At 67.9% G+C, this 22,043-nt stretch carries 21 protein-coding genes; 13 read left to right on the top strand and 8 right to left on the bottom strand.

What is annotated here, in order from left to right; genetic code table 11:
* Positions 1–95 precede the first annotated feature (95 nt).
* Positions 96–827, top strand: coding sequence for a selenium cofactor biosynthesis protein YqeC (gene yqeC / locus B378_RS0113920; RefSeq protein WP_017344382.1), 732 nt, complete (start codon positions 96–98; stop codon positions 825–827).
* A gap of 5 nt (positions 828–832) precedes the next feature.
* Here the strand turns inward: yqeC and B378_RS0113915 are convergent, their stop codons facing one another.
* Complete coding sequence (locus tag B378_RS0113915; protein ID WP_017344381.1) at positions 833–1,432, bottom strand: hypothetical protein; 600 nt, start codon at positions 1,430–1,432, stop codon at positions 833–835.
* A 90-nt stretch (positions 1,433–1,522) separates the two neighbouring features.
* On the opposite strand from B378_RS0113915, the gene B378_RS0113910 reads away from it, so the two are divergent.
* Positions 1,523–2,692, top strand: coding sequence for a GTP-binding protein (locus tag B378_RS0113910; protein ID WP_017344380.1), 1,170 nt, complete (start codon positions 1,523–1,525; stop codon positions 2,690–2,692).
* 10 nt (positions 2,693–2,702) lie between these two features.
* Here B378_RS0113910 and B378_RS17150 read toward each other — a convergent pair whose 3' ends face one another.
* Positions 2,703–2,855, bottom strand: coding sequence for a hypothetical protein (locus B378_RS17150; protein WP_017344379.1), 153 nt, complete (start codon positions 2,853–2,855; stop codon positions 2,703–2,705).
* Positions 2,856–3,069: 214 nt separating this feature from the next.
* Between B378_RS17150 and B378_RS17145 the strand changes: the two genes are divergently transcribed.
* Entirely contained in the window at positions 3,070–3,237 is a 168-nt protein-coding gene (locus B378_RS17145) for a hypothetical protein (protein WP_017344378.1), read from the top strand.
* A gap of 48 nt (positions 3,238–3,285) precedes the next feature.
* Here the strand turns inward: B378_RS17145 and B378_RS0113895 are convergent, their stop codons facing one another.
* On the bottom strand, positions 3,286–4,455 hold the full coding sequence (locus B378_RS0113895; RefSeq protein ID WP_026046302.1) for a glutathione-independent formaldehyde dehydrogenase: 1,170 nt from the start codon (positions 4,453–4,455) through the stop codon (positions 3,286–3,288).
* A gap of 402 nt (positions 4,456–4,857) precedes the next feature.
* Positions 4,858–5,586, bottom strand: a complete 729-nt coding sequence (locus B378_RS0113890) for a hypothetical protein (RefSeq protein WP_017344376.1) — start codon at positions 5,584–5,586, stop codon at positions 4,858–4,860.
* A gap of 368 nt (positions 5,587–5,954) precedes the next feature.
* Between B378_RS0113890 and fdhF the strand changes: the two genes are divergently transcribed.
* On the top strand, positions 5,955–8,141 hold the full coding sequence (fdhF, locus tag B378_RS0113885; RefSeq protein ID WP_017344375.1) for a formate dehydrogenase subunit alpha: 2,187 nt from the start codon (positions 5,955–5,957) through the stop codon (positions 8,139–8,141).
* A 15-nt stretch (positions 8,142–8,156) separates the two neighbouring features.
* Here the strand turns inward: fdhF and B378_RS0113880 are convergent, their stop codons facing one another.
* On the bottom strand, positions 8,157–8,624 hold the full coding sequence (locus tag B378_RS0113880) for a hypothetical protein (protein WP_017344374.1): 468 nt from the start codon (positions 8,622–8,624) through the stop codon (positions 8,157–8,159).
* A 132-nt stretch (positions 8,625–8,756) separates the two neighbouring features.
* Here B378_RS0113880 and B378_RS0113875 point away from each other — a divergent pair, with 132 nt between their 5' ends.
* The 4 genes from B378_RS0113875 (at position 8,757) to B378_RS0113860 (ending at position 13,115) form a co-directional block, all read left to right on the top strand.
* Positions 8,757–9,074, top strand: a complete 318-nt coding sequence (locus B378_RS0113875) for a DUF5785 family protein (protein WP_017344373.1) — start codon at positions 8,757–8,759, stop codon at positions 9,072–9,074.
* Positions 9,075–9,633: 559 nt separating this feature from the next.
* Positions 9,634–10,890, top strand: coding sequence for an RNA-guided endonuclease TnpB family protein (locus B378_RS0113870; RefSeq protein WP_017344372.1), 1,257 nt, complete (start codon positions 9,634–9,636; stop codon positions 10,888–10,890).
* A gap of 123 nt (positions 10,891–11,013) precedes the next feature.
* Positions 11,014–12,072 (top strand): DUF1611 domain-containing protein, encoded by a 1,059-nt coding sequence (locus tag B378_RS0113865; protein ID WP_017344371.1) that lies wholly within the window; start codon positions 11,014–11,016, stop codon positions 12,070–12,072.
* Positions 12,069–13,115 carry a dipeptide epimerase gene (locus B378_RS0113860; protein WP_017344370.1) on the top strand — a complete coding sequence of 349 codons (1,047 nt, stop codon included), beginning with the start codon at positions 12,069–12,071 and terminating at the stop codon, positions 13,113–13,115. The genes B378_RS0113865 and B378_RS0113860 overlap by 4 nt, the downstream gene beginning before the upstream one ends.
* Positions 13,116–13,183: 68 nt before the next feature.
* Here the strand turns inward: B378_RS0113860 and B378_RS0113855 are convergent, their stop codons facing one another.
* Positions 13,184–14,122, bottom strand: a complete 939-nt coding sequence (locus tag B378_RS0113855; RefSeq protein WP_017344369.1) for a PspA/IM30 family protein — start codon at positions 14,120–14,122, stop codon at positions 13,184–13,186.
* A 178-nt stretch (positions 14,123–14,300) separates the two neighbouring features.
* Between B378_RS0113855 and B378_RS0113845 the strand changes: the two genes are divergently transcribed.
* Positions 14,301–15,272, top strand: a complete 972-nt coding sequence (locus tag B378_RS0113845; RefSeq protein ID WP_017344367.1) for a sugar phosphate isomerase/epimerase — start codon at positions 14,301–14,303, stop codon at positions 15,270–15,272.
* 28 nt (positions 15,273–15,300) lie between these two features.
* A complete protein-coding gene (locus tag B378_RS0113840; RefSeq protein ID WP_026046301.1) occupies positions 15,301–16,434 on the top strand; it encodes a Gfo/Idh/MocA family protein in 1,134 nt (377 codons plus the stop codon).
* Positions 16,435–16,482: 48 nt separating this feature from the next.
* Here the strand turns inward: B378_RS0113840 and B378_RS0113835 are convergent, their stop codons facing one another.
* Entirely contained in the window at positions 16,483–16,950 is a 468-nt protein-coding gene (locus B378_RS0113835; RefSeq protein ID WP_017344365.1) for a type IV pilin, read from the bottom strand.
* A gap of 164 nt (positions 16,951–17,114) precedes the next feature.
* Here B378_RS0113835 and B378_RS0113830 point away from each other — a divergent pair, with 164 nt between their 5' ends.
* Positions 17,115–17,723 carry a YIP1 family protein gene (locus B378_RS0113830; RefSeq protein WP_017344364.1) on the top strand — a complete coding sequence of 203 codons (609 nt, stop codon included), beginning with the start codon at positions 17,115–17,117 and terminating at the stop codon, positions 17,721–17,723.
* 108 nt (positions 17,724–17,831) lie between these two features.
* Complete coding sequence (locus B378_RS0113825; RefSeq protein WP_017344363.1) at positions 17,832–20,021, top strand: OB-fold nucleic acid binding domain-containing protein; 2,190 nt, start codon at positions 17,832–17,834, stop codon at positions 20,019–20,021.
* Between the two features lie 120 nt (positions 20,022–20,141).
* Here the strand turns inward: B378_RS0113825 and fer are convergent, their stop codons facing one another.
* Positions 20,142–20,798 carry a ferredoxin Fer gene (gene fer, locus B378_RS0113820; protein WP_017344362.1) on the bottom strand — a complete coding sequence of 219 codons (657 nt, stop codon included), beginning with the start codon at positions 20,796–20,798 and terminating at the stop codon, positions 20,142–20,144.
* 139 nt (positions 20,799–20,937) lie between these two features.
* Here fer and fen point away from each other — a divergent pair, with 139 nt between their 5' ends.
* Positions 20,938–21,915, top strand: coding sequence for a flap endonuclease-1 (fen, locus tag B378_RS0113815; protein ID WP_017344361.1), 978 nt, complete (start codon positions 20,938–20,940; stop codon positions 21,913–21,915).
* Positions 21,916–22,043 lie beyond the last annotated feature (128 nt).

Below are 22,043 nucleotides of genomic sequence, written 5' to 3'. Positions count from 1 at the left end.
AATCTGTTCGCCGCGGAGGTCGGCGCCCGCGCGATGCCCCCTCCCGCGAGGATCCGACCGTTAGAGTGAGGCCGCCGGCGACCGAACGCCCGGGCATGGACCTCACGACCGCGCTCGACGCCCGCGACGCGACCGTCTGCGTCGTCGGCGCGGGCGGCAAGAAGTCGACGCTGTTCGCGCTCGCCGACCGGCTCGATCGCTCGGTCGTGACCGCGAGCGTCCGGATACCGATATTCGACGACCGGGTCGCCGCGGTCCGCGTGACCGGTGACCCGGTGGCCGCGCTCGACGAGGCGGACGAGGGCGACTGGCCGCTCGGGCTGGTTCCGGAGCGCGAGCGGTCGGACCGGTACCTCGGGTACGACGTCGACACCGTCGCCGAGATCGCCGACGCCGCGCCCGGCGCGACGCTCGTGAAGGCGGACGGGGCGCGCCTCCGGGATTTCAAGGCGCCGGGCGACCATGAGCCGCAGATCCCGGCAAACGCGGACGTCGTCGTCCCGATCGCGAGCGCGCACGTCGTCGGCGAACCCCTCACCGAGGAGCTCGTCCACCGGCCGGAGGAGGTCGCCGCGATCACGGGCCGCGAGATCGGCGACGAGCTCCGCCCCGCGGACGTCGCGACGGTCCTGGCGAGCCCCGCGGGCGGGCTGAAGGGCGTGCCGGGCGACGCGACCGCGATTCCGGTCGTAAATAAGGTCGACGACGAGGCCGACGCGGACGCGGCCCGAGCGATCGCCGGTGAGATTCTCTTCCGCGCGAACGTGCCGCGCGTCATCCTCACGCGCCTGATCGCGGACGATCCGGTCGTCGAGGTCGTCGAGTAGATCCCCTACGAGTCCTCCCTCGGAACCTCCTCGAACGACCGCCACAGCGCCCGGTACAGCGTCCACGCGTCGACGCCGGTCCGGTCCATCACGGCTCGACAGGCGTCGTCGAACCGCCGGTAGTCGGCGGCCGACGGCGGGTCCGGGTAGGCGTCGTCAAGCTCGCCGGCCGCGGCCAAGACCGCCCAGGTTCGGCGGTCTATCGCGACGAACCGCGACGGGGCGAGGAACTGGAGAAATCCGGACGCGACCGCGACGTCGACCCCGTCGAGCGCGGTGAGCGCGTCGAGGGCGTCGTCGACGTTCGCTGAGTCGTCGTTTTTTACGCCCACCGCGTCGACGGCGGCGTCGAGGGCGTCGATCACGTCGTCGAACTCGTTGTCGCGGAACGCCTCCTCCCGCTCGCGCCGCTCGCGGTCCGGGTACTCCCCGAGGTACCGCCGGAAATACCACCGGACGATCCACTGCGCGTCCCGGCGCCCGTACTCGTCGCCGGCGAACGTCTCTGGGACCGTCTCGACGTGCTGGCGCTCCACGTCGTACAGCGGTTCGGTCTCTGTGTACGCCCGGGCTCGCTCCCGGACGGTCGACTCGCTCAGGTCCATCGCCTCGCGGTACGGCGGTGGCACGGATGAACGTTCGTCTCGATCGTTCCGATCGATCGTTTCATACAGACGTGGGCACTGGTGACACACATGACAGACGACCGGATCCCGGTCACGGTCCTCAGCGGCTACCTCGGCGCCGGGAAGACGACATTGGTGAATCACCTGCTCGCGAACCCCGGCGACAGGCGCATCGCGGTCATCTTAAACGACATGGGCGAGGTGAACGTCGACGCCGAACTCGTCGCCCGCGAGAACGACGAGGAGGGCGTCGTCGACCTCTCGAACGGCTGTATCTGCTGCCGGCTCCAGGACGACCTCCTCTCTGAGGCCGCGGCGCTCGCCGAGTCCCGCGAGTTCGACTACCTCCTCGTCGAGTCGTCGGGCATCTCCGAGCCGATCCCGGTCGCCCGGGCGTTCACCGAGGGGACCGAGGACAGCGAGGTCGACCCGACCGAGCGTTTCCGGCTGGACACGATGGTGACCGTCCTCGACACCTACGGGTTCTGGAAGGAGTTCGACGCCGGCGAGAGCCTCCCGGGCGACGGCGAGCCGGCGGCCGACCGGCCCCTCGCGGACGTGCTCGTCGAGGGGATCGAGTTCTGCGACGTGCTCGTGTTGAACAAGACGGACATGGTCCCCGACGACGTGCTCGACGAGATCGAGTCGGTCGCCGACCGGTTGGGGCCGCGCGCGAAGCGGATCCGGACGAGCTACTCCGAGGTCGACCCCGGCGACGTGCTCGACACCGGGCGGTTCGACTTCGAGACGGCAAAGCGGTCGCCGGGGTGGAAACGCGAGATCGCCGCGAGCGAGGGCAGCGCGGCGGGTGAGGGCGACGCAACGGGCGAGGGCGGAGAAGGAGGAAGCGGCCACGCGCACGACCACGACCACGCCGAGGGGGCCGCCGCGGCCCACGGGGTCGACTCGTTCGTCTACCGCTCCGCCGACGCGCTCGACCCGGAGCCGTTCGCGGACTGGCTCGACGACTGGGACGGCGCCATCGTGCGGGCGAAGGGCGTCGCGAACGTCGCGGGCACCGACGAGGTGATCGGCGTGAGCCAGGCCGGCCCCTCGGTACAGGCGGGCCCGATCGGCGAGTGGGGGCCCGACGACGACCGCCGGACGCGGCTCGTGTTCATCGGCAGCGAGATGGACGAGGGGAAGATTCGCGGCGAACTCGACGCCTTGGCGACGGCCGGCGCCGACGAGAAGACGGCGACCGTCGAGGAGACAGCGGCGGACGCGTTCCCGCTATGAGGCCGACGAGTCAGATCCCGAGTTCCGCCTGGAGGTCGTCCCACTCCTCGTGGAACCCGTGGGTGGACTCCGTCTCGCCCCCGACCGCCGACTGGTAGACGTCGTCGTACTTCAGCAGCTGGCCCCACTCGTCGTGGAACGCCCAGTTACAGTACTTACACATACGAGCACCCACGAGAGGGATCGACATACCGGTTTCGGCGGGAGCGGCGGGCGGGAGCGGTGAGGGGGGTACGACGAGGAGGGAGCGACAAGGAGGGTACGACGGGGCGGGATTCCCGCGGTCGCCGCCGCGCGTCTCGACCGCCGACAGAGTGAACCCCGTCCGTGTCGTACGCTACCTATCGACGCGGACCGGCCGCGGCGGGAATCTCATCATGGTCACGTACAGACGCGGCGGACACGTTCAGGGCGGCGACGAGGCGGTCGAGCGGGGGTGCGACCTCTGCGAGTGGCACTGCGTCGCCGACGGGTATCCGGAGCTGATTTCGCGGTACCAGTCGCATCTCCGGGCGGAACACCCGAAGGCGTGGCTCCGGGCCTGACGCGTCAGGAGCGAAAAAATCGGAACGCCGGGAGGGGTAGTTCGGGAGTTAGGGCTCCAGCAGGACCTTCGTGACGCCCTCCTCGCGGGCGTCGAACGCCTCGTACATCTCGGGCGCCTCGTCGAGGTTGACCCGGTGGGAGACGACCCAGCTCGGATCGGCTCGGCCCTCGATGATCATGTCGCGCAGGTAGCGGTTGTACTCCTTCACGTTACACTGCCCGGTGCCACACTTGAGCCCCTTCTCGAAGAACTTCCCGAAGTCGATGCCGAGGCGTCCCTGCGCGGCCATGTCGTCGGGCGCGCCGGGGTCCTCGGGGACGTAGAGGCCGGGAATTCCCAGCTCGCCGGTCGGCCGGACCACGCGGATGAGGTTGTTGATCACGACCGCCGGGTTCTCCTTGGCCGGCTGGTAGGAGTAGTCCTCCGTCTCGGTGTCGACGTCGTCCGGGTCGGTCGCCTGGTAGCCGACCGCGTCGACGCCCTTGTCGACCATCCCGCCGTGCTCCTCGATGATCTGGTCGACCGGATCGCCCTCGGAGAAGTCGATGGCGTGGGCGTCGCAGTACTCCTCGGCCAGCTCCAGTCGGCTCGGCACCTGGTCGACGATGTAGATCTCGGCCGCGCCCTTGATCTTCGCGCTGTAGGCGGCCATCAGCCCGACCGGCCCGGCACCGAAGATGGCGACCGACTCCCCGGGCTGGAGGTTGGCGAGTTCGGTGCCGTGCCACCCCGTCGGGAAGATGTCCGCGAGCAGCGAGAACGCGTCCTCGTGTTCGCGGCCCTCCGGCAGCTTCAGCGCGTTGTGGTCGGCGTACGGGACGCGCAGCTTCTCCGCCTGTCCGCCCGGATACGGGCCCATGGCGACGTAGCCGTACGCGCCGCCCGCGAAGCCGGGGTTGACGTTGGTACAGAAGCCGGTGTACCCCTCCTCGCAGTTCTGACAGAAGCCGCAGGAGACGTTGAACGGCATGACGACGCGGTCGCCCTCCTCCAGCGTCGAGACCGCCTCGCCCACCTCGCTGACGATCCCCATGTTCTCGTGGCCGAAGACGATCCCCTCCTCGGCCGCGGTTCGGCCCTCGTACATGTGGAGGTCCGACCCGCAGATACAGGACGTCGTGATGTCGACGACGACGTCGTTCGGGTGTTCTATCTCCGGTTCCTCTACGTCTTCGACGGCCACGTCGTACGGGCCTTGATAGACAACAGCTCTCATGTTGATTCCGATTGTATCGTGTTAACAAACCATAGTAAATGTTTTTCCATTATATTTACCCTTAACAATCAGACGTTCGCCGATGTTAACAGATCTGTGCGCGGAGAGCCGTGCCGCCTCGACGCCGACCGCGAGGGCCCGAAGGTTCGCGGACCTCCCACTCGCTTCGCACCGTCTTCCCACTCGCTTCGCACGGTCCTCCCACTCGCTTCGCACGGTCCTCCCACTCGCTTCGCACCGTCTTCCCACTTCGCACGCTTCGACGCTCGTGAAAGGCCCCGTTGAAATCTCATTCTTCACATACATAATCGCCTGAACAGCGGTTCGCTGAAGCGTACCTACTGCTTGCTACGGTTATGGCAGAGAAACTACGGAAGATCGAGGTTCCAATTGGACACCGAATCAGTCGGATCTACCAGAGTCTGTCTGCGTTTTAGAATCAGCTTGCTTGACGACGACAATTAACGACATAACGAGTGATCCGACCACCAATCCACCGAGGACGACGACCAGGGCCGCTACCGTCGTCTGGGGGGAGACCTCCGCCATCGGGACGAACAGCCGCAGGTCGGCAACGAGGACGAGCACCGCGCCGACAACGTCGAAGAACAGGTCCAAGATCGTATCCTGTCGGCCATAGTGATCGAGTACAGGTGGGAGGTCAAACTTCCGTCCGAAATCCCGCGCGAGAAGTTCGATCAGCTCCCAGAACACCCCTGACAGGAGCGTAACCAACACCACCGTGGCCCATATCAGACTAGTACCGGCCGGAACTAGTGTATACTCGACGGCGACTATCACTACAGCGTACAGCAACGCTGCCACGAGCGCCGCCGACAGCGTATGGGTGAGGTGGTCCCACCAAGAGATCTCGTCGTATGGGCCGAGCATACCGTAGGAGTGAAACAGACCGGTGACGGCGATCCACAGTGGAAGTTCCGGGGTAAGTCCCACTCGGATTCCGTAAAACCAGTTGGCAAGGGCATCGACGAGAACCGGAATGAACACCAGCAGAAACGACACACCCGCGTTGATTACTGCGGGAGCGTTCCTCTGCCGGACAGCGGTATGGAAGATAACTGCGATGCCCGCTAAACAGGCGAAGACACCCAGAAACAATAGCTCCTCCATCTGAGATAGTACACTGGCATAGGAAATTAATCACTTCGATTCCTGTCCCGATAACGAAAGGTTTCGGCAGATTTCCATCCCGAAATATCAGGTGAGTGATCTATAGCGGCGTGCGAGCAGTCGATTTGAACCGTAATCGATTCGCCGTCCGTGTTCGAAATCTCTTCATTGCCCGCTTGATAGGTAGCGACATCTCGTCTTCTCGGCCGTATTTGAATTCGTTCGGTGAGCAAACTGTATTGACCGCAACCGGGGCGGAATACATCACTTGCTGAGGGTTTCAACGGGGCCCCGGGAAACCACCGGTACACTGATAGACGGTGACGATAGATCATGCGGTATGAGTACACACGGGGGCGGTGAGACCGATGTCCAGTGAGCCGGACGACGCGACGAAAACGATCTGCCCGTACTGCGGCGTCGGCTGCGGGATCCGCGTCCTCGAGGGCGACGAGCCCGGCGAGATGCGGTTCATGCCGTGGGGCGACGCGCCGGTGAACGAGGGGAGCGTCTGTATCAAGGGCGGCGCGGCGACGCAGGTCGTCGACCACGAGGACCGGCTGACCGAGCCGTTGATCAAGGAGGACGGCGAGTTCCGCGAGGCGACGTGGGACGAGGCGCTCGGTCGGGTCGTCGACGAGATGGAGGGGATCCGCGAGGAGCACGGCCCGGACGGGATGGGATTCTTCGGCTCCTCGAAGACGTTCAACGAGGAGAACTACCTGATCCAGAAGTTGGCGCGCCGGTACGGCACGAATCAGGTCGACAACTGCACGCGGATGTGTCACGCTTCCACCGTCTGGGCGCTGCGCACCAGCCTCGGGATGGGCGCGATGACGAACAGCATGGCCGACTTAGAGGACTCCGCAGACGTGCTGTGGATCCAGGGCGCGAACCCGGGCGAGCAGCACCCGATCGCCAACAGCCAGTACTTCCGACAGGCCGTCTTAGAGGGCGCGACCGTCATCCAGGTCGACCCGCACGCGAACAAGACCACCCGGTCGTTCGAGATCGACGACACCGACCGGCACATGCACCTCCAGCTGAAGCCCGGCACGGACATCCCGCTGCTTAACATCGTTCTCAAGACGATCTTAGAGCGGCACGAGGACGAGCCGGACGCGGGCTGGATCGACGAGGCGTTCGTCGAGGAGCGCACGAAGGGGATCGACCACCTGAAGGAGACGCTCGCGGACTTCGACAAGGAGGCGGCCGCCGAGGAGTGCGGCGTTCCGCTGGAGGACATCGAGCTCGCCGCCGAGAAGTACGCGATGGCCAACGACGCCGCCATCTTCACCGGCATGGGGATGAGCCAGCACACGTGCGGCGTCGACAACGTACAAAACGAGATCAACCTCGCGCTGATCACGGGGAACCTCGGCCGGCCGGGCACGGGTGTCAACCCCCTGCGCGGGCAGAACAACGTCCAGGGCACCTGCGACGTGGGCGCGATGCCGAACGTCCTCCCGGGGTACCAGCTCGTCGACGACGACGAGGCGCGCGAGAGCGTCGAGGACGTGTGGGGGTTCGAGATCCCCTCGGAGCCCGGGCTGACGAACGTCGAGATCTCCCACGCGATCGGCGACACCGTCCACGGGCTCTACGTCATGGGCGAGAACCCGATCATGAGCGAGCCCGACGGCAACGAGACCGAGAAGCGGTTCCGCGAGGACTTGGACTTCATGGTGGTCCAAGACATCTTCATGACCGAGACCGCCGAGCTCGCGGACGTGGTCCTCCCGGCGACGACGTGGGCCGAGCGCGACGGCACCGTCACCAACACCGACCGGCGCGTCCAGCGCATGCGCGGCGTCCACAAAGTTCACGAGAACACGCGCCACGACCTCGACATCCTCTGTGAGGTGGGGACGCGGCTGTTCGGGGGCGGCGAGGAACGGAGTTCCTCGGAGAACCGGGCGGAGCCCGGTGGAGCCTTCGACTTCGACGGTCCCGAGGACGTGTTCGAGGAGCTGCGCGAGGTCTGCCCGATCATGCACGGGATGACCTACGACGCGCTCGGCGAGACGGGGCTCCACTGGCCCTGCTACGAGGAGGGCGACGAGGGCGACCCGTTCCTCTACGAGGACGAGTTCGAGACCGAGGACGGCCTCGGCCGCATCGAGGGCGTCGTCCACCAAGAGCCGAAGGAGGTCCCCGACGAGGAGTACCCGCTCGTGTTGACCACGGCGCGGCTCGAAGAGCACTACAATACGGGGACGATGAGCCGGCGCTCGCCCACGCTCTCGAAGCAGCACCCGGAGAACTTCGTCGACGTCCACCCGAACGACGCCGAGCGGTACGGCATCGAGGACGGCGACGACATCGTGCTGAAGTCCCGCCGCGGCGAGATCACCGTCCGCGCCGACGTCACCGAGGACATCAAGGAGGGCGTCGTCTGGACCACGCCGCACTTCGCGGCCGCCTCCGCGAACCGCCTCACCAACGACGTGCTCGACGAGCGCGCTAAGATTCCGGAGTACAAGGCCGCGTCCGCGGAGATCGAGGTCGACATCGAGGCCGCGGGCGACGACTCGCCGGCTTCGGCAGACGACTGAGCGTCGTCGGCTCTTTTATACGCTCTCTTCGAGCACCGTCTCCTCGCCGTGGCGGACGACGACGCGGTCCGGTACGGGGGCGTGGGCGAACACGACGGCGACCGAGTACGGGTGTGGTTCGGCGATGTCCGAACACCGGTCGACGTCCGAGTCGGGGTCGTCCTCGGAGCGGAGCCGGAGGCGGAGCGTTCCATCGTCGAGCGCCGCCTCGAACAGCGTGACCCGATAGCAGCGCCGGGGGCCGTCGAGGAGCGATCCCGCCACGACTATTCGCGGCGGGTCCTCGTCGAGGCGGCGGCGCACCTCGGCGACGTCGTTCCCGCCGGAGCCCGTGACGTCGAGGTCGCCGTCGTACTCGCGGCGGAACGTCACCTCGGCGCCGTCGATTTTCGTGGGGTCGTCGGTCCACGGCGGCGTCGGACAGCCGGCGAGCGAGGCTGTCGAGACGGCGGCCGCGGACGCGAGGAGGGCTCTGCGGCGCATACCGGGGGCCACGCGGACCGGTGTGAAGTGTCTTGTGCGGCGGTCGGCGTGTGATTGAGCAGGTCGCAGCACGCGGTCGGCCGCCACCGCCGCATCCGAAACCACTATCCCCGATCCGGCGAATCCCCAGACATGGACTGGCCACACGACCCCGACGGCGAGCAGGGGAGCGAGGGCATGCGGCAGTACGGCCACGCCGTGCTCGCGAAGAAGATCGACGAGGAGGAGGACTTCCCGCTCACGGCTGAGGAGTACGTCGAGCAGTACGGCGACCATCCGATCCGGATCGACTTCGAGACGGTCGTCTCCGTCGAGGAGATCTTCGAGCACGTCGAGCAGGAGGAGTTCGCGGACTTCGTCGAGTTCCACCAAGAACTCGGCCGCGCGATGCGCGAGAACGGCTACTGGTTCTACGAGGGCGCCGACCAGTTCGTCGACGGCAGCGCTTGATACGCGTTTATAAATAGAACCGTCGGAACGGCGGGACGTCTCACTCGCGCTTGGGCCGCTTATTTATAAGTATTTGACGGGGAATCACCGGCGAACACGTCCAAAGCCCCAGCCACTCTTTTATAAATGAAAGGCTGCGGATCGACAGCGAACACGTCCAAAGCCCCAGCCGGGAGGCGGGCGCACGCTCGCTGCGCTCCTCGGTCGCTCCGCTCCCTGCGGTGCTTGCGTCGCCTGCGCCCGCCTCCCGGCTGCCCCTTTGAGTCCCGCCCCGCACCGCACGGCACCGCGCCTCACACCTCCCCAGCCTCGTCAGTCGCCTCCGCTTCGCTCCGGCGACTGACTCCCTCGCGCGTGCTGCTCGGCCGCGAGGCGGCCTCGCAGGCACGCGCCACCGCAGTTCGTTTATAAAGAGCAAGGAGAATACCCGCGCCTTTAGGCGCGGGATGAATCCAACACTCTAACCGATAATCCACCGACAACGTTCCAACCGGATATTCCACGTCCAGTCGTTAGTTTTATAACTCATACTTTCATAACGTATTATGGACGTAGCACGATGCTGGAGACGACCCGCACCTACGTCGCACGTATCACGAACCACCAACAGGTCCGTGACGACCTTGACCAGTGCGGGTTCTCCGTCTCGAAACTGTGGAACGTCGGACGCTACCACATCCAACAACGATGGGACGAAACCGGTGAGATACCCGGGGAAGCCAAACTGAAATCGGAGTTGAAAAACCACGAACGCTACAATGACCTCCATTCGCAGTCAAGTCAGCGAGTTCTCGAAGAACTTGCTGAGGCGTTCACCGGTTGGTACAATTCCGACAACGGCAACAACCCACCGGGCTACCGGAAACGTGGCGACCGACACCCACGCTCCACCGTCACGTGGAAGAAACGAGCCATCAAGCACGACACGAAGCACGGCCAACTCCGTCTTTCGAAAGGTTTCAACCTGAAAGAGAGTCGGTCTGACTTCATCCTCGCGGAGTACGAAACCCGACCCGACGTAGAAGTTGAGAACATCCAGCAGGTGCGTGCCGTCTGGAACGGAGACAAGTGGGAACTCCATCTCGTTTGTAAAAAAGAAATTCCCGCCGAAGACGCACCGGGAGACAAGACGGCGGGAATCGACCTCGGGATCAGTAACTACCTCGCCATCGACTACGAGGACAGCTCTGCGGAGTTGTATCCGGGGAACGTGCTGAAGGAGGACAAGCACTACTTCACCCGCGAGGAGTACCAGACCGAAGGCGAGAACGGCCCGTCAAAGCGTGCGCGGAAGGCTCGCCAGAAACTTTCCCGACGCAAAGACCACTTCCTCCACACCCTGTCGAAACACATCGTTGAGCGGTGTGTCGAAGAAGGTATCGGGAAGATAGCGGTTGGCGATCTCAGCGACATCCGCGAAGACGAGAACGGCGACTCGCGGAACTGGGGTGCGTCGGGGAACAAGAAACTCCACGGGTGGGAGTTCGACCGATTCGCTCGTCTTCTCGAATACAAGGCCGAAGAACACGGCATCCTCGTTGACCGCGTAGACGAGGAGAACACGAGCAAGACGTGTTCGTGTTGCGGACAGATCCGGGATAGCAACCGCGTGAAACGCGGTCTGTATGTCTGTTCGTCGTGCGAGACGACGATGAACGCAGACGTGAACGGTGCGGTGAACATCCGGCGAAAGATAACTCAGAGTCCCCCGACGGGGGATATGAGTAACGGCTGGTTGGCACAGCCCGGAGTCTTCCTATTCGACCGCGAGAGCGGGTCGTTCAACACGAGAGAACAGGGAGACTGCAAACCCTAATATCCCAACGCTCGGGATTCCTCCGGCTTTAGCCGGAGGAGGATGTCAAAAATGCCGCCGCGATCGTTCGGGTCTCGGCCGACCCTCGACTCATTTAAGAACTCCCGGGGCGAGCGACCCACCATGGACCACGAGCGGATCGCCGTCCTCGCCCACGAGAAGTTCCCCGACCGCGCGAAGACCGCGCTCGGCGTGCTGCGCTACGGCGACCAGGACGTCCGGGCTGTCCTCGACCGCGACCGCGCCGGCGACCGAGTGAGTGACCACGTAGCGGAGGTTTCGGACGCGCCGATCGTCGACTCGTTCGGGGACGCGCACGCGGCCGCCGACGGCGAACTCGACGCCTTATATATCGGGATCGCGCCCATCGGCGGCGGCTTCGACGAGTCGTGGCGCGCGGACGTCGAGGCCGCGATCGAGGCCGGCTGCGACGTGGTGAGCGGCCTCCACTACTTCTTAAACGAGGACGAGGAGCTGGCCGCGCTGGCCGACGAACACGGCGTCGACCTCGTCGACGTCCGGAAGCCGGACGACGACCTCACGGTCGCGTCGGGGGCCTCGGGCGACGTCGACGCCGACGTGGTGCTCACGGTCGGCACCGACTGCTCGGTCGGGAAGATGACCGCCTCGCTGGAGATCGTCGCCGCCGCCCGCGAGCGCGGCATCGACGCCGCGTTCGTCCCGACGGGACAGACGGGGATCATGATCGCGGGGTGGGGTAACCCGATCGACCGCGTCGTCTCCGACTTCGCGGCCGGCGCGGTCGAGGAGATGCTCGTCGAGGCCGGCGACGACCACGACCTGCTCGTCGTCGAGGGGCAGGGGAGCATCGTCCACCCCGCCTACTCCGCGGTCACCTGCGGCATCCTCCACGGGTCGATGGCGGACGGCCTCGTCCTCTGTCACGCCGCGGGCCGCGAGGCCGTCCACGGCTACGAGTCGTTCGATCTCCCGCCGCTCGCCGACTACGTCGACCTCTACGAGGACCTGGCGGCGCCGGTCCACGAGACGAGCGTCGTCGCCGGCGCGCTCAACACGAAGGACGTGGCCGACGACGCGGCCGCCGCAGACGCCGTGACCGACTTCGGCGATGAGGTCGGCGTCCCGGCCGCCGACCCGGTCCGGGACGGAGCGGCCCGCATCGTGGACGGGATCGTCGACGCGGGGCTGGGCGGCGAATGAGCCTCGACACCGAGTTCGAGCGGGTCTCGCTCCCCCTGGAGAACCCATTCACCATCTCGCGGGGCACGCAGACGGCGGCCGAGAACGTGATCGTCCGCGTCACCGACGACGCGGGGATGACTGGGATCGGCGGCGCAGCGCCGTCGGCCCACTACGGCGAGACCGCCGACACCGTCGCGGCGGTGCTGCCGGCCCTCCTCGACGCCGTCGAGCGCGTCGGCGACCCTCACGCGATACGCGAGATCGAGGCCGAACTGAAGGGGGTCGTGAACGGCAACCCCGCCGCCCGCTGCGCCGTCTCGATCGCCGTCCACGACCTCGCGGCGAAGCGGCTCGGCGTCCCCCTCTACCGCCTGTGGGGGCTCGACCCGAGCGACGCGCCGAAGACCTCGTTCACGATCGGCCTCGACGAGACCGACCGCGTGCGCGAGAAGGCGGCCGACGCCGTCGAGGCCGGCTACGACGTGTTGAAGATCAAGCTCGGCACCGACCGCGACCGGGAGCTGATCGACGCGGTCCGCGACGCCGCGCCCGACGCGCGGCTCCGCGTCGACGCCAACGAGGCGTGGACGCCGAAGGAGGCCGTGGCGAAGAGCGCGTGGCTCGCGGACCGCGACGTGGAGTTCGTCGAGCAGCCCGTGCCCGCCGAGAACCCCGAAGGACTCCGCTACGTCTACGAGCGGTCCGCACTACCGATCGCCGCCGACGAGTCATGCGTGACGGCCGCGGACGTGCCCGCGGTCGCCGACCGCTGTGACATCGCGAACCTGAAGCTGATGAAGACCGGGAGCATCTCCGAGGCCCGGCGGCTGATCGCCGCCGCGCGGGCGCACGGCCTCGAAGTGATGTGCGGCTGCATGATCGAGTCGAACGCCTCCATCGCGGCGGCCGCGCAGCTCGCCCCGCTCCTCGATTACGCCGACGTCGACGGCTCGCTGCTGCTCGCCGAGGACCCGTACGAGGGTATCGAGCTCACCGACGGCGAAATTCGGCTCGCCGACCAGGACCGCGCGGGGACCGGCGCGCGGCCTACCTCGGAGTGAACTGATCGGAAGCGGGAACGGAGAAGGGCGGGGACCGCTGGGACCGGACCCGACTACGCTCGATCCGATCAGTTCCGTTTCTCGTCCGCGTCGGACTCCGACTCCTCTAGCTCGACGTCGAGCTCCTGGTCAAGGTCGGCGTCGTTGCTCTCGCCGTCGCCGGACTGCGTCCGGCTGCCAGAGGCGCTTCGCGCCTCGCTGTCGAGGTCCGATTCGAGGTCGTCCGCGTCGATCTCCGACTCGATGTCCTCCAGTTCGGCGTCGACCTCCTCGTCGCTGACGGCGGCGTCGCCGTCGTCGGCCGACTCGCCTTTGCCGAGTTCCCCTTTCAGCGTCTCTAACTCGGCGTCGACCTCGCTGTCCGTCGAGAGGCTCTCTAACTCGCGGTCGATGTTGTCCTTGTCGGAGAGCGCGTCCTCGAACGCGCCGGAGTCCTCCAGCTCGTCCATCGCCTCGGAGCGCGCCTCCATCTCCTCGGTCCGCTCCTCTGCGCGCTCGATCGAGCGGCTCACGTCCTCCATCTCGTCGCCGACGCCCGTCATCGCCTCGGAGACGCGGGAGGACGCCTCGGCCGCCTCGTAGCGGGCCTTCATCGTCTCCTTCTTGGTGCGGAACTCCTCGATGCGGTTCTGCAGCTTGTTCTTCTTCTCGACGAGCTGCTCCTGCGTGTTGTTCAGCTCGGCGATCTGGCCCTCTAACTCCTCGATCTGGCTCATCTTCGACTTCTTCTTTTCCAAGGCCTTCCGCGCGAGGTCGTCGCGGTCCTGCTGGACCGCCTCGCGGGCCTGGCGGTTGTGCTTCTCGACGTTCTCTTCGAGCTTGCGCTTCTGGATCTCCAGGCGCTTCTTCTGGGTCGTCAGGTCCGCGATCCCCTGTTTGACGTCCTGGAGCTCGTCGCGCATCTGTTCGTACGAGTAGTCGAGCGACTCAGTCGGGTCCTCCGCTCGGTTCAGGAGGGCGTTCACCTTCGAGCGGATGACGTAGGAGGCGCGCGAGAGGATTCCCATACCACGTCGTACGCGTTCCACCCGTTAAAACCTCATGCGGTTCGCGGCGCGGAGCGGCCCGGATCGCGGCGGGAACGCGCGGCCGCGGACGAGCGTCTCGGATCCCCGGATCGATTCGACCGGCGTCCACGCCGACGCTTCCTGAAGGCTTATGCGGCGCGTCGGTGTAGCCCCGCGCATGGACATCGGCGTGTTAACTGTTCCCTTGGGCGACGAACCGCTCGACGACGCGGCCGCGTACCTCGACGGGATCGGCGTCGACGCCGTCGAACTCGGCGTCGGCGGCTGGCCCGGCGAGGACCACGTCGACCGCGAGCGACTCCTCGACGACGCTGGCGCGCGCAACGAGCTGCTCGCCCTGCTCGACGACCGCGGGCTCCGGATCTCCGCGCTGGCGACGCACAACAACCCGCTTCATCCCGACGAGGAGCGGGCCGCGGCGGCCGACCGGGAACTGCGCGAGGCGATAGAGCTGGCCGACCTGCTCGGCGTCGACGCCGTGACCTGCTTCTCCGGGCTCCCCGCGGGCGCGCCCGGCGACTCGACGCCGAACTGGGTCACGGCGCCGTGGCCGACCGAACACGCCGACGCGCTCGACTACCAGTGGGACGAGGTGGCGATTCCTTACTGGCAGGACGTGGCGAAACACGCAGATCACCACGGCGTCGACGTGGCGATCGAGATGCACCCGAACATGCTGGTGTACGAGCCGACCGGGATGGCCGCGCTCCGCGAGGCGACGAACGACCGGATTGGGGCCAACTTCGACCCCTCGCACCTCTACTGGCAGGGGATCGACGTGACGGAGGCGATCCGGTTCCTCGGCGAGCGCGACGCGATCCACCACGTCCACGCGAAGGACACGAAGGTGTACGACGCGAAGGCCCGCGTGAAGGGCGTCCTCGACACGACGGGCTACGCCGAGGAGGCCGACCGCTCGTGGCTGTTCCGCTCGATCGGCTACGGCCACGACGAGGGGCACTGGAAGGACGTCGTCTCGACGCTCCGGATGGTCGGCTACGAGGGCGCCCTGTCGATCGAACACGAGGACTCGCTCACCTCCTCGCGGGAGGGGTTAGAGAAGGCGGTCGACGTGCTGGACCGCGCGGTCTTCGAGACAGAACCGGGCGACGCGTACTGGGCGGAGTGAGGCGGCGGCGACCGCGGAGTTCACCACAATGACAGACGAACCACTGAAGATCGGCGTTCTGGGGTATCGATTCATGGGCAAGGCGCACGCGAACGCGATGGCGCGGCTCCCGATGTTCTTCCCGGACGCGCCCGAGATCGAGCGCCACACGCTCGTCGGGCGCGACGAGGAAGCGCTGGCCGACGCGGCCGAGCGGTTCGGCTTCTCGCACACCGCGACCGACTGGGAGGCCGCGCTCGATGAGGTGGACGTCTTCTACAACCTCGGGCCGAACCACGTCCACGCGGAGCCGTCGATCGCGGCCCTCGAAGCGGGGGTCCCTGTCCTCTGCGAGAAGCCGCTCGCGCCGACGTTAGAGGAGGCGGCGGCGATGCGCGACGCGGCGGCCGCGACGGGCGTCACGGCCGGGACCGCGTTCAACTACCGCTTCGTCCCCGCGATCCGCTACGCGAAGGAGCTGATCGATGACGGGGAGCTCGGCGAGATCCGACAGGTGCGCGGACGGTACCTCCAGGACTGGCTCGTCGACCCCGAGGCGCCGTGGGCGTGGCGGATGGACGCCGAGATGGCCGGCTCGGGCGCGCTCGGGGACCTCGGCGCGCACACGGTCGACCTCGCGAACTTCCTCGTCGGCGACCGGGTGGGCGGGATCGACCGCGTCTCGGGACAGCTGACGACGTTCGTCGACGAGCGCCCCGTCTACGACGATGAGGGGCAGATCGAGGAGTACCGCGACGTGACGGTCGACGACGCGTACAGCGCGCAAGTCGCCTACGAGTCGGGCGCGACCGGGAGCTTCGAAGCCAGCCGCGTCGCCGAGGGGCACAAGAACGACCACACGATCGCGGTTCACGGATCGAAGGGGAGCCTGAAGTTCTCTCTGGAGCGGCTGAACGAACTGGAGGTGCTCCGGGAGGGGAACCGCGGCTACGAGACGGTGTTGGTGACCGAGGAGTCGGACCCGTACGTCGACCGCTGGTGGCCCCCCGGCCACGTGATCGGGTGGGAGCACACGTTCGTCCACGAGGACTACGAGTTCCTCTCGGCGGTCGCCGAGGGCGAGTCGTTCGAGCCGTCGTTCGAGGACGGGTACGAGGTCCAGCGCGCGCTCGCGGCGATCGAGCGATCCGACGAGCGCGGCGAGTGGGTCGCCGTCGAGTGAGGGCTCGCTGCGGGGGGACGTCACCCCCGACCGCTCGTCCGTCCGACCTCAGACGCCGACGGCGCCGCCCGGGGTGCCGCCGCCGCTCTCCTCGCTCCACTCCTGGATCGCGGAGTCCTCGCCGTCGTAGCTGCCGAGCGTCTCGCGGGTGTCGAACGCCACCGGCTCCCAGACGACCTCGAAGTTCTCGTTGCCGGTGGCGTTGGGCACGACGACCTGATCGCCCGGTCTGACGATGCCGTCGCCCGGCCACGCGCCGAACTGGACGTTCCCGTCCGGGTCCTCGCCGCGGACGTACAGCTCCTCCGCCGGGACCGGCTCGGGGCCGAGCGCGACGACGACGAGGTCGCCGCCCTCCTGTTGCCCCTCGAACTCGGCGTCCGGCGGAGCGACGCCGTCGATGAGCCCGAACACCGCCGCGCCGACGAGCGCGAGCAGCAACACGACGACCCCGACGAGCAGCCCCGTCCCCGCCAGCGGGGTGAACCCTCGCTCGTCGTTCCGGAACTCAACCATTCGACCGTCACTCAGACGGGACCGATATAAGCGTTTGCGCGCCGCGTATCAGCGCTGATAAGTTTGGAAGGCGGGGTCGAGCGACCGGACCGAGTTCGGGCCCCCGCGCACCGAACCGGAAACGGGTTATTCCGCGCGGCCGAACTCCGACCGTGACGTCTCGGATGAAGGATTCGGCGGGCGGACGCCCCCGCGGCCTCCGCGGCATCGCGCGCACGTGGGCCGAGGTCCTCGTCCGCCCGCAGCGAGCGTTCGCCAACGGGGTCACGCCCGGCGATCAGGCGCCCGCGCTGACGTTCGCGGTCGCGGTCGCCGCGGCGTTCACGCTCGGCTGGATCGCGTCGGACCCCGCGGCGATGCCCGTGGTCGTCCCTTCCTCGCGGCTGCTGTCCGAGGCCGTGGTGTTCCTCGTCGTGGTCGCGCTGGCGGCACCGGTCGGTCTTCACCTGACCGCCGCGGTCGCGACCGTCTCGGTCGTGCTAGCGAGCGTCGAGTTCGACGGCGGGTTGGGGCTTCGCGACCGCGGCGGGGTGAGCGAGACGGTCCAGGCCGTCGCGTACGCGAGCTCGCCCATGGCGCTGGCCGGACCAGCGATCCCCGAACTCAGGGTCGTCTGCGGCGCGTACGCGGCAATCCTTCTGTTCGTCGGCCTCCGCACGGTTCACGGGCTGGGACCGGTCCGGACGGTCGCGGCCGCGCTCCCCCCGGCCGCGCTCGGCTACGGCGTGGGTTACCGCGTCGTGGCCGCGGCGCGGACGCTTCTCGGCGCGTGACGCGCGGGGCGCTCGTGGCGCGATGGCCGAGCGCTCGCCGCGTTCTCGTCGAATCGGCTAGCGGGCTTTCGACAACCGTTTTAGGCCCGAGACTCTCGGTGTACTCAAATGGGATCCTGTATCATCTGTGGCACCGACGTCGGGGGCGGTCGCGTCTGCGACTCGCACCAGGAGGACGTCGTGTTCGACTTCCGCGGCGACTCACCCGACGATCTTGTTCCGAGCCGGTTCTACCGAGGCGTCGTCGACGGGTACGCCGAGTTCGGCGTGTTCGTCGACCTCGCGCCGGGGGTCACCGGACTGCTCCACCGCTCCGAGCTCGACCGCCGCCTCGACAGCCTCGACTGGGAGCCGGGCGACGACGTGTTCGTCCAGGTGAAGGGCGTCCGCGACAACGGTAACGTCGACCTCGGCTGGTCGATCCGACAGGCCGGCCGCGAGTTCCGCGGCGTCCTCGTCCAGGAGTCCGACGGCGAGCACCTCCCCGACGAGGAACCGGGCGGGGACGACGCCGACGAGCCCGAGGAGACGGCGAGCGGGACGTCCGCCGAGCCCGAGGCATCGACTCATCGGGACACCGACGACGACGGGGAATCCGAGGAATCGGCGGACGAGACCGCCGCGGGCGACGCGGAGCCCGCCGACGTCGAGGAGACCGACGAGCCCGAAGCGGCTCGGAACGACGGCGAAGCGTCCGAGCCCGCCGAGAGCGAAGCGGCCGCGCCCGGAGACGACGAGGAAGTCGGGGCGTCCGAGGAGCCCGAAGCGACCGAGGGTGACGAGTCCGACGCGGAACCCGAGCGCGCGTCCATCGAGACGCTCGGAGACGCGGTCGGCGAGTCGGTCCGGATCGAGGGCGAGGTCGTCGGCGTCCGCCAGACCGGCGGCCCGACGGTGTTCGAGGTCAGCGACGAGACGGGCGCGGTCGACGTGGCCGCGTTCGTCGAGCCGGGCGTCCGGGCGCACCCCGACGTCGAGGTCGGCGACGCGGTGCGGGTCGACGGCGAGGTCGAGAGCCACCGCGGCGACGTCCAGGTGGAGTCCGAGGCGCTGGTCCTCCTCGACGGCGAGGCGGCCGAGACGGTCCGTCGCCGCATCGCCGAGGCGCTCACCGACGAGGCCCGTCCCGAGGGGCTCCAGCCGCTCGGCGGCGACGAGACGGTCGCCGAGCTCGCGGACGGCCTGCTCGACGCGGCCGAGGCGGTCCGCCGCGCGATTCTCGAATCCCGGCCGATCGTCGTCCGCCACCCGGCGACCGCCGACGGCTACGTCGCGGGCGCCGCGGTCGAGCGCGCCGTCCTCCCGCTGATCCGCGACGAGCACGCGAAGAGCGACGCCGAGTACCACTACTTCACCCGCCGCCCGCTCGACGAGCCGGTGTACGGGATGGACGCGGCCACCAACGACGCGACGCGGATGCTCCAGGACCGCGACCGCCACGACGAGAAGCTCCCCCTGTTCCTGCTCGTCGGCGCCGGCTCGACGACCGAGTCCGCCGACGGCATCGACCTGCTGTCGGTGTACGGGGTCGACGCGGTCGTCGTCGACGCCGCGGTCGCCGACCCGGAGACCCGGGACGCGGTCGACACCCTCGTCTCGCCGGAGCTCGAAGACGTCGGCGGCGACGAGACGCTCTCGACCGGCGCGCTCGTCGCCTCGCTGGCGTCCGCGATCAACGACGAGGTCCGCGCGGACCTCCGGCACCTGCCGGCCGTGAGCTACTGGGCGGACGCCCCCGAGCGGTACGTCGACCTCGCGCGCGACGCGGGCTACGACGCCGAGCGCGTCGCTGAGCTCCGCGAGGCGGTCGCGCTCGAGGCGTACTACCAGTCGTATCAGGACAAACGGGAGCTGATCGCGGATCTGTTGTTCTCGGACGGCGGCAACCTCGCGGCGCACGTCTCCGAGCAGTTCCGCGAGAAGTTAGAGACCGAGATCGAGACGGCGGACGCGAACGTCGTGACCGAGGCGGTCGACGGCGTCGAGTTCGCGCTGCTCGACACCGACGGCTACACCCACCGGTACGACTTCCCGCCGACGCCGCTCCTGCTCGACGACCTCCACCGGCGCCGCGCGGACGGCGAGCCGTTCGCGACGGTCGGCGTCGGCACCGACGAGCTGTACGTGCGCACGACCGCGGACGTCTCCGTCCGCGACGTGGCCGAGCGCGCGGCCGAGCTCGCGCCGAACGCGGACGTCGCCACCGCAGGCGTCCGCGAGGGGAAAATCGAGTTCCTCTCGGGCGAGCGCGACGCCGTCGAGGACGCCGTCGTCGCCGCCGTCGCCGAGGCGTTCTGATCGGCGATCGACGCCGAGGCGTCCTGATCGGCGGCCGGCCGCCGCTTCCGGTGTGAAGTCGTTCGAAGAATCTTTTCGCGGACGCTCTGTTTCGACCCGATCAGCGTGATGGTTCGCCGCTCACCGTCGGGTAAACGGCCCGGGCGGGAGGATGAGGTCGTCGAGCTCAGGCCGCTGTTTCACGTTGAACACGACCGACAGCTCGTCGGTCAGCGGGTAGCCGTTACAGGAGAGGCGGAACCCTCGCTCGGCGAGGTCCTCGGGCATGATGTGGTCGGTCGGCTGGGAGAGCTCGCCCTCGGCGAGGTACACCGCGCAGTTCGCGCAGGCGCCGCCGCGACAGGAGAAGGGCCACGCGAAACCACTGCGCTCGGCGGCCTCCAGCAGGCTCTCGTCGGGGTGGACGAGCAGGCGACCGTGGGCGTCGGGACCGAGGTCGGCGTGGGAGGCCTTCCGGAACAGCTCGTCGTCGTCGAGCGACCAGCCGTAGTCGACGACGGCCTCGTAGTCGAGGAACTCCACGCGGGTCGACTGCGGCTCGCGCGCGTCGTCCCCCTCCGAGAGGTCGACGTCCGCGGGGTCGACTCCGTCGTCGCTCCCGTCGCCGTTGTCGTCGCGCGCTTCCAGCTCTCGGTAGGCGCGGCGGACGAGCTGGAACTCCTCGATCGAACCGCCCTGGTCGGGGTGCGCGCGCTTCACGCGCTCGCGGTAGGCCCGTTCGATCGCCTCGTCGTCGGCGTCCTCGTCGACTTCCAACACATCGAACGGGGAGACCATTCAGACGGGGACACGTACGCGCGTGACGCACATAAACTGCCCAGAAGTCGGCAGGGAATCGCGGGGGACTGCCGAGAGCGACCGCCGCCCGCCACCGGACCCGTGAGCGTTTAAGAGCGGCGCGCCCCAGACTCCGACAATGGGAAACGCCGACCTGCGCGACCTCGCGTCGATCCGCGACGTCCCCTTCGAGGAGATAGAGGGGAGCGTCGTCGCCGTCGACGCGCACAACTGGCTGTACCGCTACCTCACGACGACGGTCAAGTGGACGAGCGACGAGAAGTACACCACCGCCGACGGCACCGAGGTCGCGAACCTGATCGGGGTCGTCCAAGGGCTCCCGAAGTTCTTCGAGCACGACCTGATCCCGGTGATGGTGTTCGACGGCGCCGTCACCGACCTGAAGGCAGACGAGGTGGCCGAGCGCCGCGAGAAGCGCGAGCAGGCCGAGGAGCGGCGAGCAGCGGCCGAGGAGCGCGGCGACGCGGTCGAGGCCGCGCGCTTAGAGGCCCGCACACAGCGGCTCACCGACACGATTCAGGAGACGACCCGCGAGCTGCTCGAACTGCTCGACGTGCCGATCGTCGAGGCGCCCGCGGAAGGGGAGGCGCAGTGCGCGCACATGGCCGCGACCGGCGCCGTCGACCACGCGGGCAGCGAGGACTACGACACCCTGCTGTTCGGCGCGCCGACGACGCTCCGCCAGCTGACGAGCAAGGGCGACCCGGAGCTGATGGACCTCGCGGCGACCCTCGAAGACCTCGACCTCGACCGTCAGGGGCTCGTCGACGTCGCGATGCTCTGCGGCACCGACTTCAACGAGGGCGTTCGCGGGATCGGGCCGAAGACGGCGGTAACGGCGGTGAAAGAACACGGCGACCTGTGGGGCGTTCTGGAGGCCCGCGACGCCGAGATCCCGAACGCCGAGGCGATCCGGGAGCTGTTCATGGACCCGCCGGCCGAGGACGTCGCGGTCGACGCCGACGTGAACCCGGACGTCGAGGCCGCCCGCGCGTACGTCGTCGACGAGTGGGGCGTCGACGCCGACGAGGTCGAGCGCGGGTTCGAGCGCATCGCGGAGTCGCAGGTCCAGACCGGGCTCGACCGGTGGACCTGACGGGGCGCGCCGAACGGTCGTCCCCAGCCGCGACCGCCGCGAACACACCTTTTATTTCCTCGTCGTCAGAAGGGTCAATCACACGTGTCGCGGGCCGGATCCCGAGCGGACCGCGGCGACCCTGACCA

Source organism: Halorubrum sp. T3, from assembly GCF_000296615.1.
GTDB classification, from domain to species: Archaea; Halobacteriota; Halobacteria; order Halobacteriales; family Haloferacaceae; genus Halorubrum; species Halorubrum ruber.
The sequence above is the reverse complement of the archived record's forward strand: the minus strand, read 5'-3'. Positions and strand labels throughout refer to the sequence as shown.

Coding starts and splice junctions, on each gene's coding strand:
- B378_RS0113860 (WP_017344370.1), top strand. CDS start 12,069: ATGAGCCTCGACACCGAGTTCGAGCGGGTCTCGCTCCCCCTGGAGAAC.
- B378_RS0113895 (WP_026046302.1), bottom strand. CDS start 4,455: ATGAGAGCTGTTGTCTATCAAGGCCCGTACGACGTGGCCGTCGAAGAC.
- B378_RS17145 (WP_017344378.1), top strand. CDS start 3,070: ATGGTCACGTACAGACGCGGCGGACACGTTCAGGGCGGCGACGAGGCG.
- fer (WP_017344362.1), bottom strand. CDS start 20,798: ATGGTCTCCCCGTTCGATGTGTTGGAAGTCGACGAGGACGCCGACGAC.
- fdhF (WP_017344375.1), top strand. CDS start 5,955: ATGTCCAGTGAGCCGGACGACGCGACGAAAACGATCTGCCCGTACTGC.
- B378_RS0113830 (WP_017344364.1), top strand. CDS start 17,115: ATGAAGGATTCGGCGGGCGGACGCCCCCGCGGCCTCCGCGGCATCGCG.
- B378_RS0113845 (WP_017344367.1), top strand. CDS start 14,301: ATGGACATCGGCGTGTTAACTGTTCCCTTGGGCGACGAACCGCTCGAC.
- B378_RS0113890 (WP_017344376.1), bottom strand. CDS start 5,586: ATGGAGGAGCTATTGTTTCTGGGTGTCTTCGCCTGTTTAGCGGGCATC.
- B378_RS0113915 (WP_017344381.1), bottom strand. CDS start 1,432: ATGGACCTGAGCGAGTCGACCGTCCGGGAGCGAGCCCGGGCGTACACA.
- B378_RS0113840 (WP_026046301.1), top strand. CDS start 15,301: ATGACAGACGAACCACTGAAGATCGGCGTTCTGGGGTATCGATTCATG.
- B378_RS17150 (WP_017344379.1), bottom strand. CDS start 2,855: ATGTGTAAGTACTGTAACTGGGCGTTCCACGACGAGTGGGGCCAGCTG.
- B378_RS0113875 (WP_017344373.1), top strand. CDS start 8,757: ATGGACTGGCCACACGACCCCGACGGCGAGCAGGGGAGCGAGGGCATG.
- fen (WP_017344361.1), top strand. CDS start 20,938: ATGGGAAACGCCGACCTGCGCGACCTCGCGTCGATCCGCGACGTCCCC.
- yqeC (WP_017344382.1), top strand. CDS start 96: ATGGACCTCACGACCGCGCTCGACGCCCGCGACGCGACCGTCTGCGTC.
- B378_RS0113880 (WP_017344374.1), bottom strand. CDS start 8,624: ATGCGCCGCAGAGCCCTCCTCGCGTCCGCGGCCGCCGTCTCGACAGCC.
- B378_RS0113825 (WP_017344363.1), top strand. CDS start 17,832: ATGGGATCCTGTATCATCTGTGGCACCGACGTCGGGGGCGGTCGCGTC.
- B378_RS0113910 (WP_017344380.1), top strand. CDS start 1,523: ATGACAGACGACCGGATCCCGGTCACGGTCCTCAGCGGCTACCTCGGC.
- B378_RS0113865 (WP_017344371.1), top strand. CDS start 11,014: ATGGACCACGAGCGGATCGCCGTCCTCGCCCACGAGAAGTTCCCCGAC.
- B378_RS0113870 (WP_017344372.1), top strand. CDS start 9,634: ATGCTGGAGACGACCCGCACCTACGTCGCACGTATCACGAACCACCAA.
- B378_RS0113855 (WP_017344369.1), bottom strand. CDS start 14,122: ATGGGAATCCTCTCGCGCGCCTCCTACGTCATCCGCTCGAAGGTGAAC.
- B378_RS0113835 (WP_017344365.1), bottom strand. CDS start 16,950: ATGGTTGAGTTCCGGAACGACGAGCGAGGGTTCACCCCGCTGGCGGGG.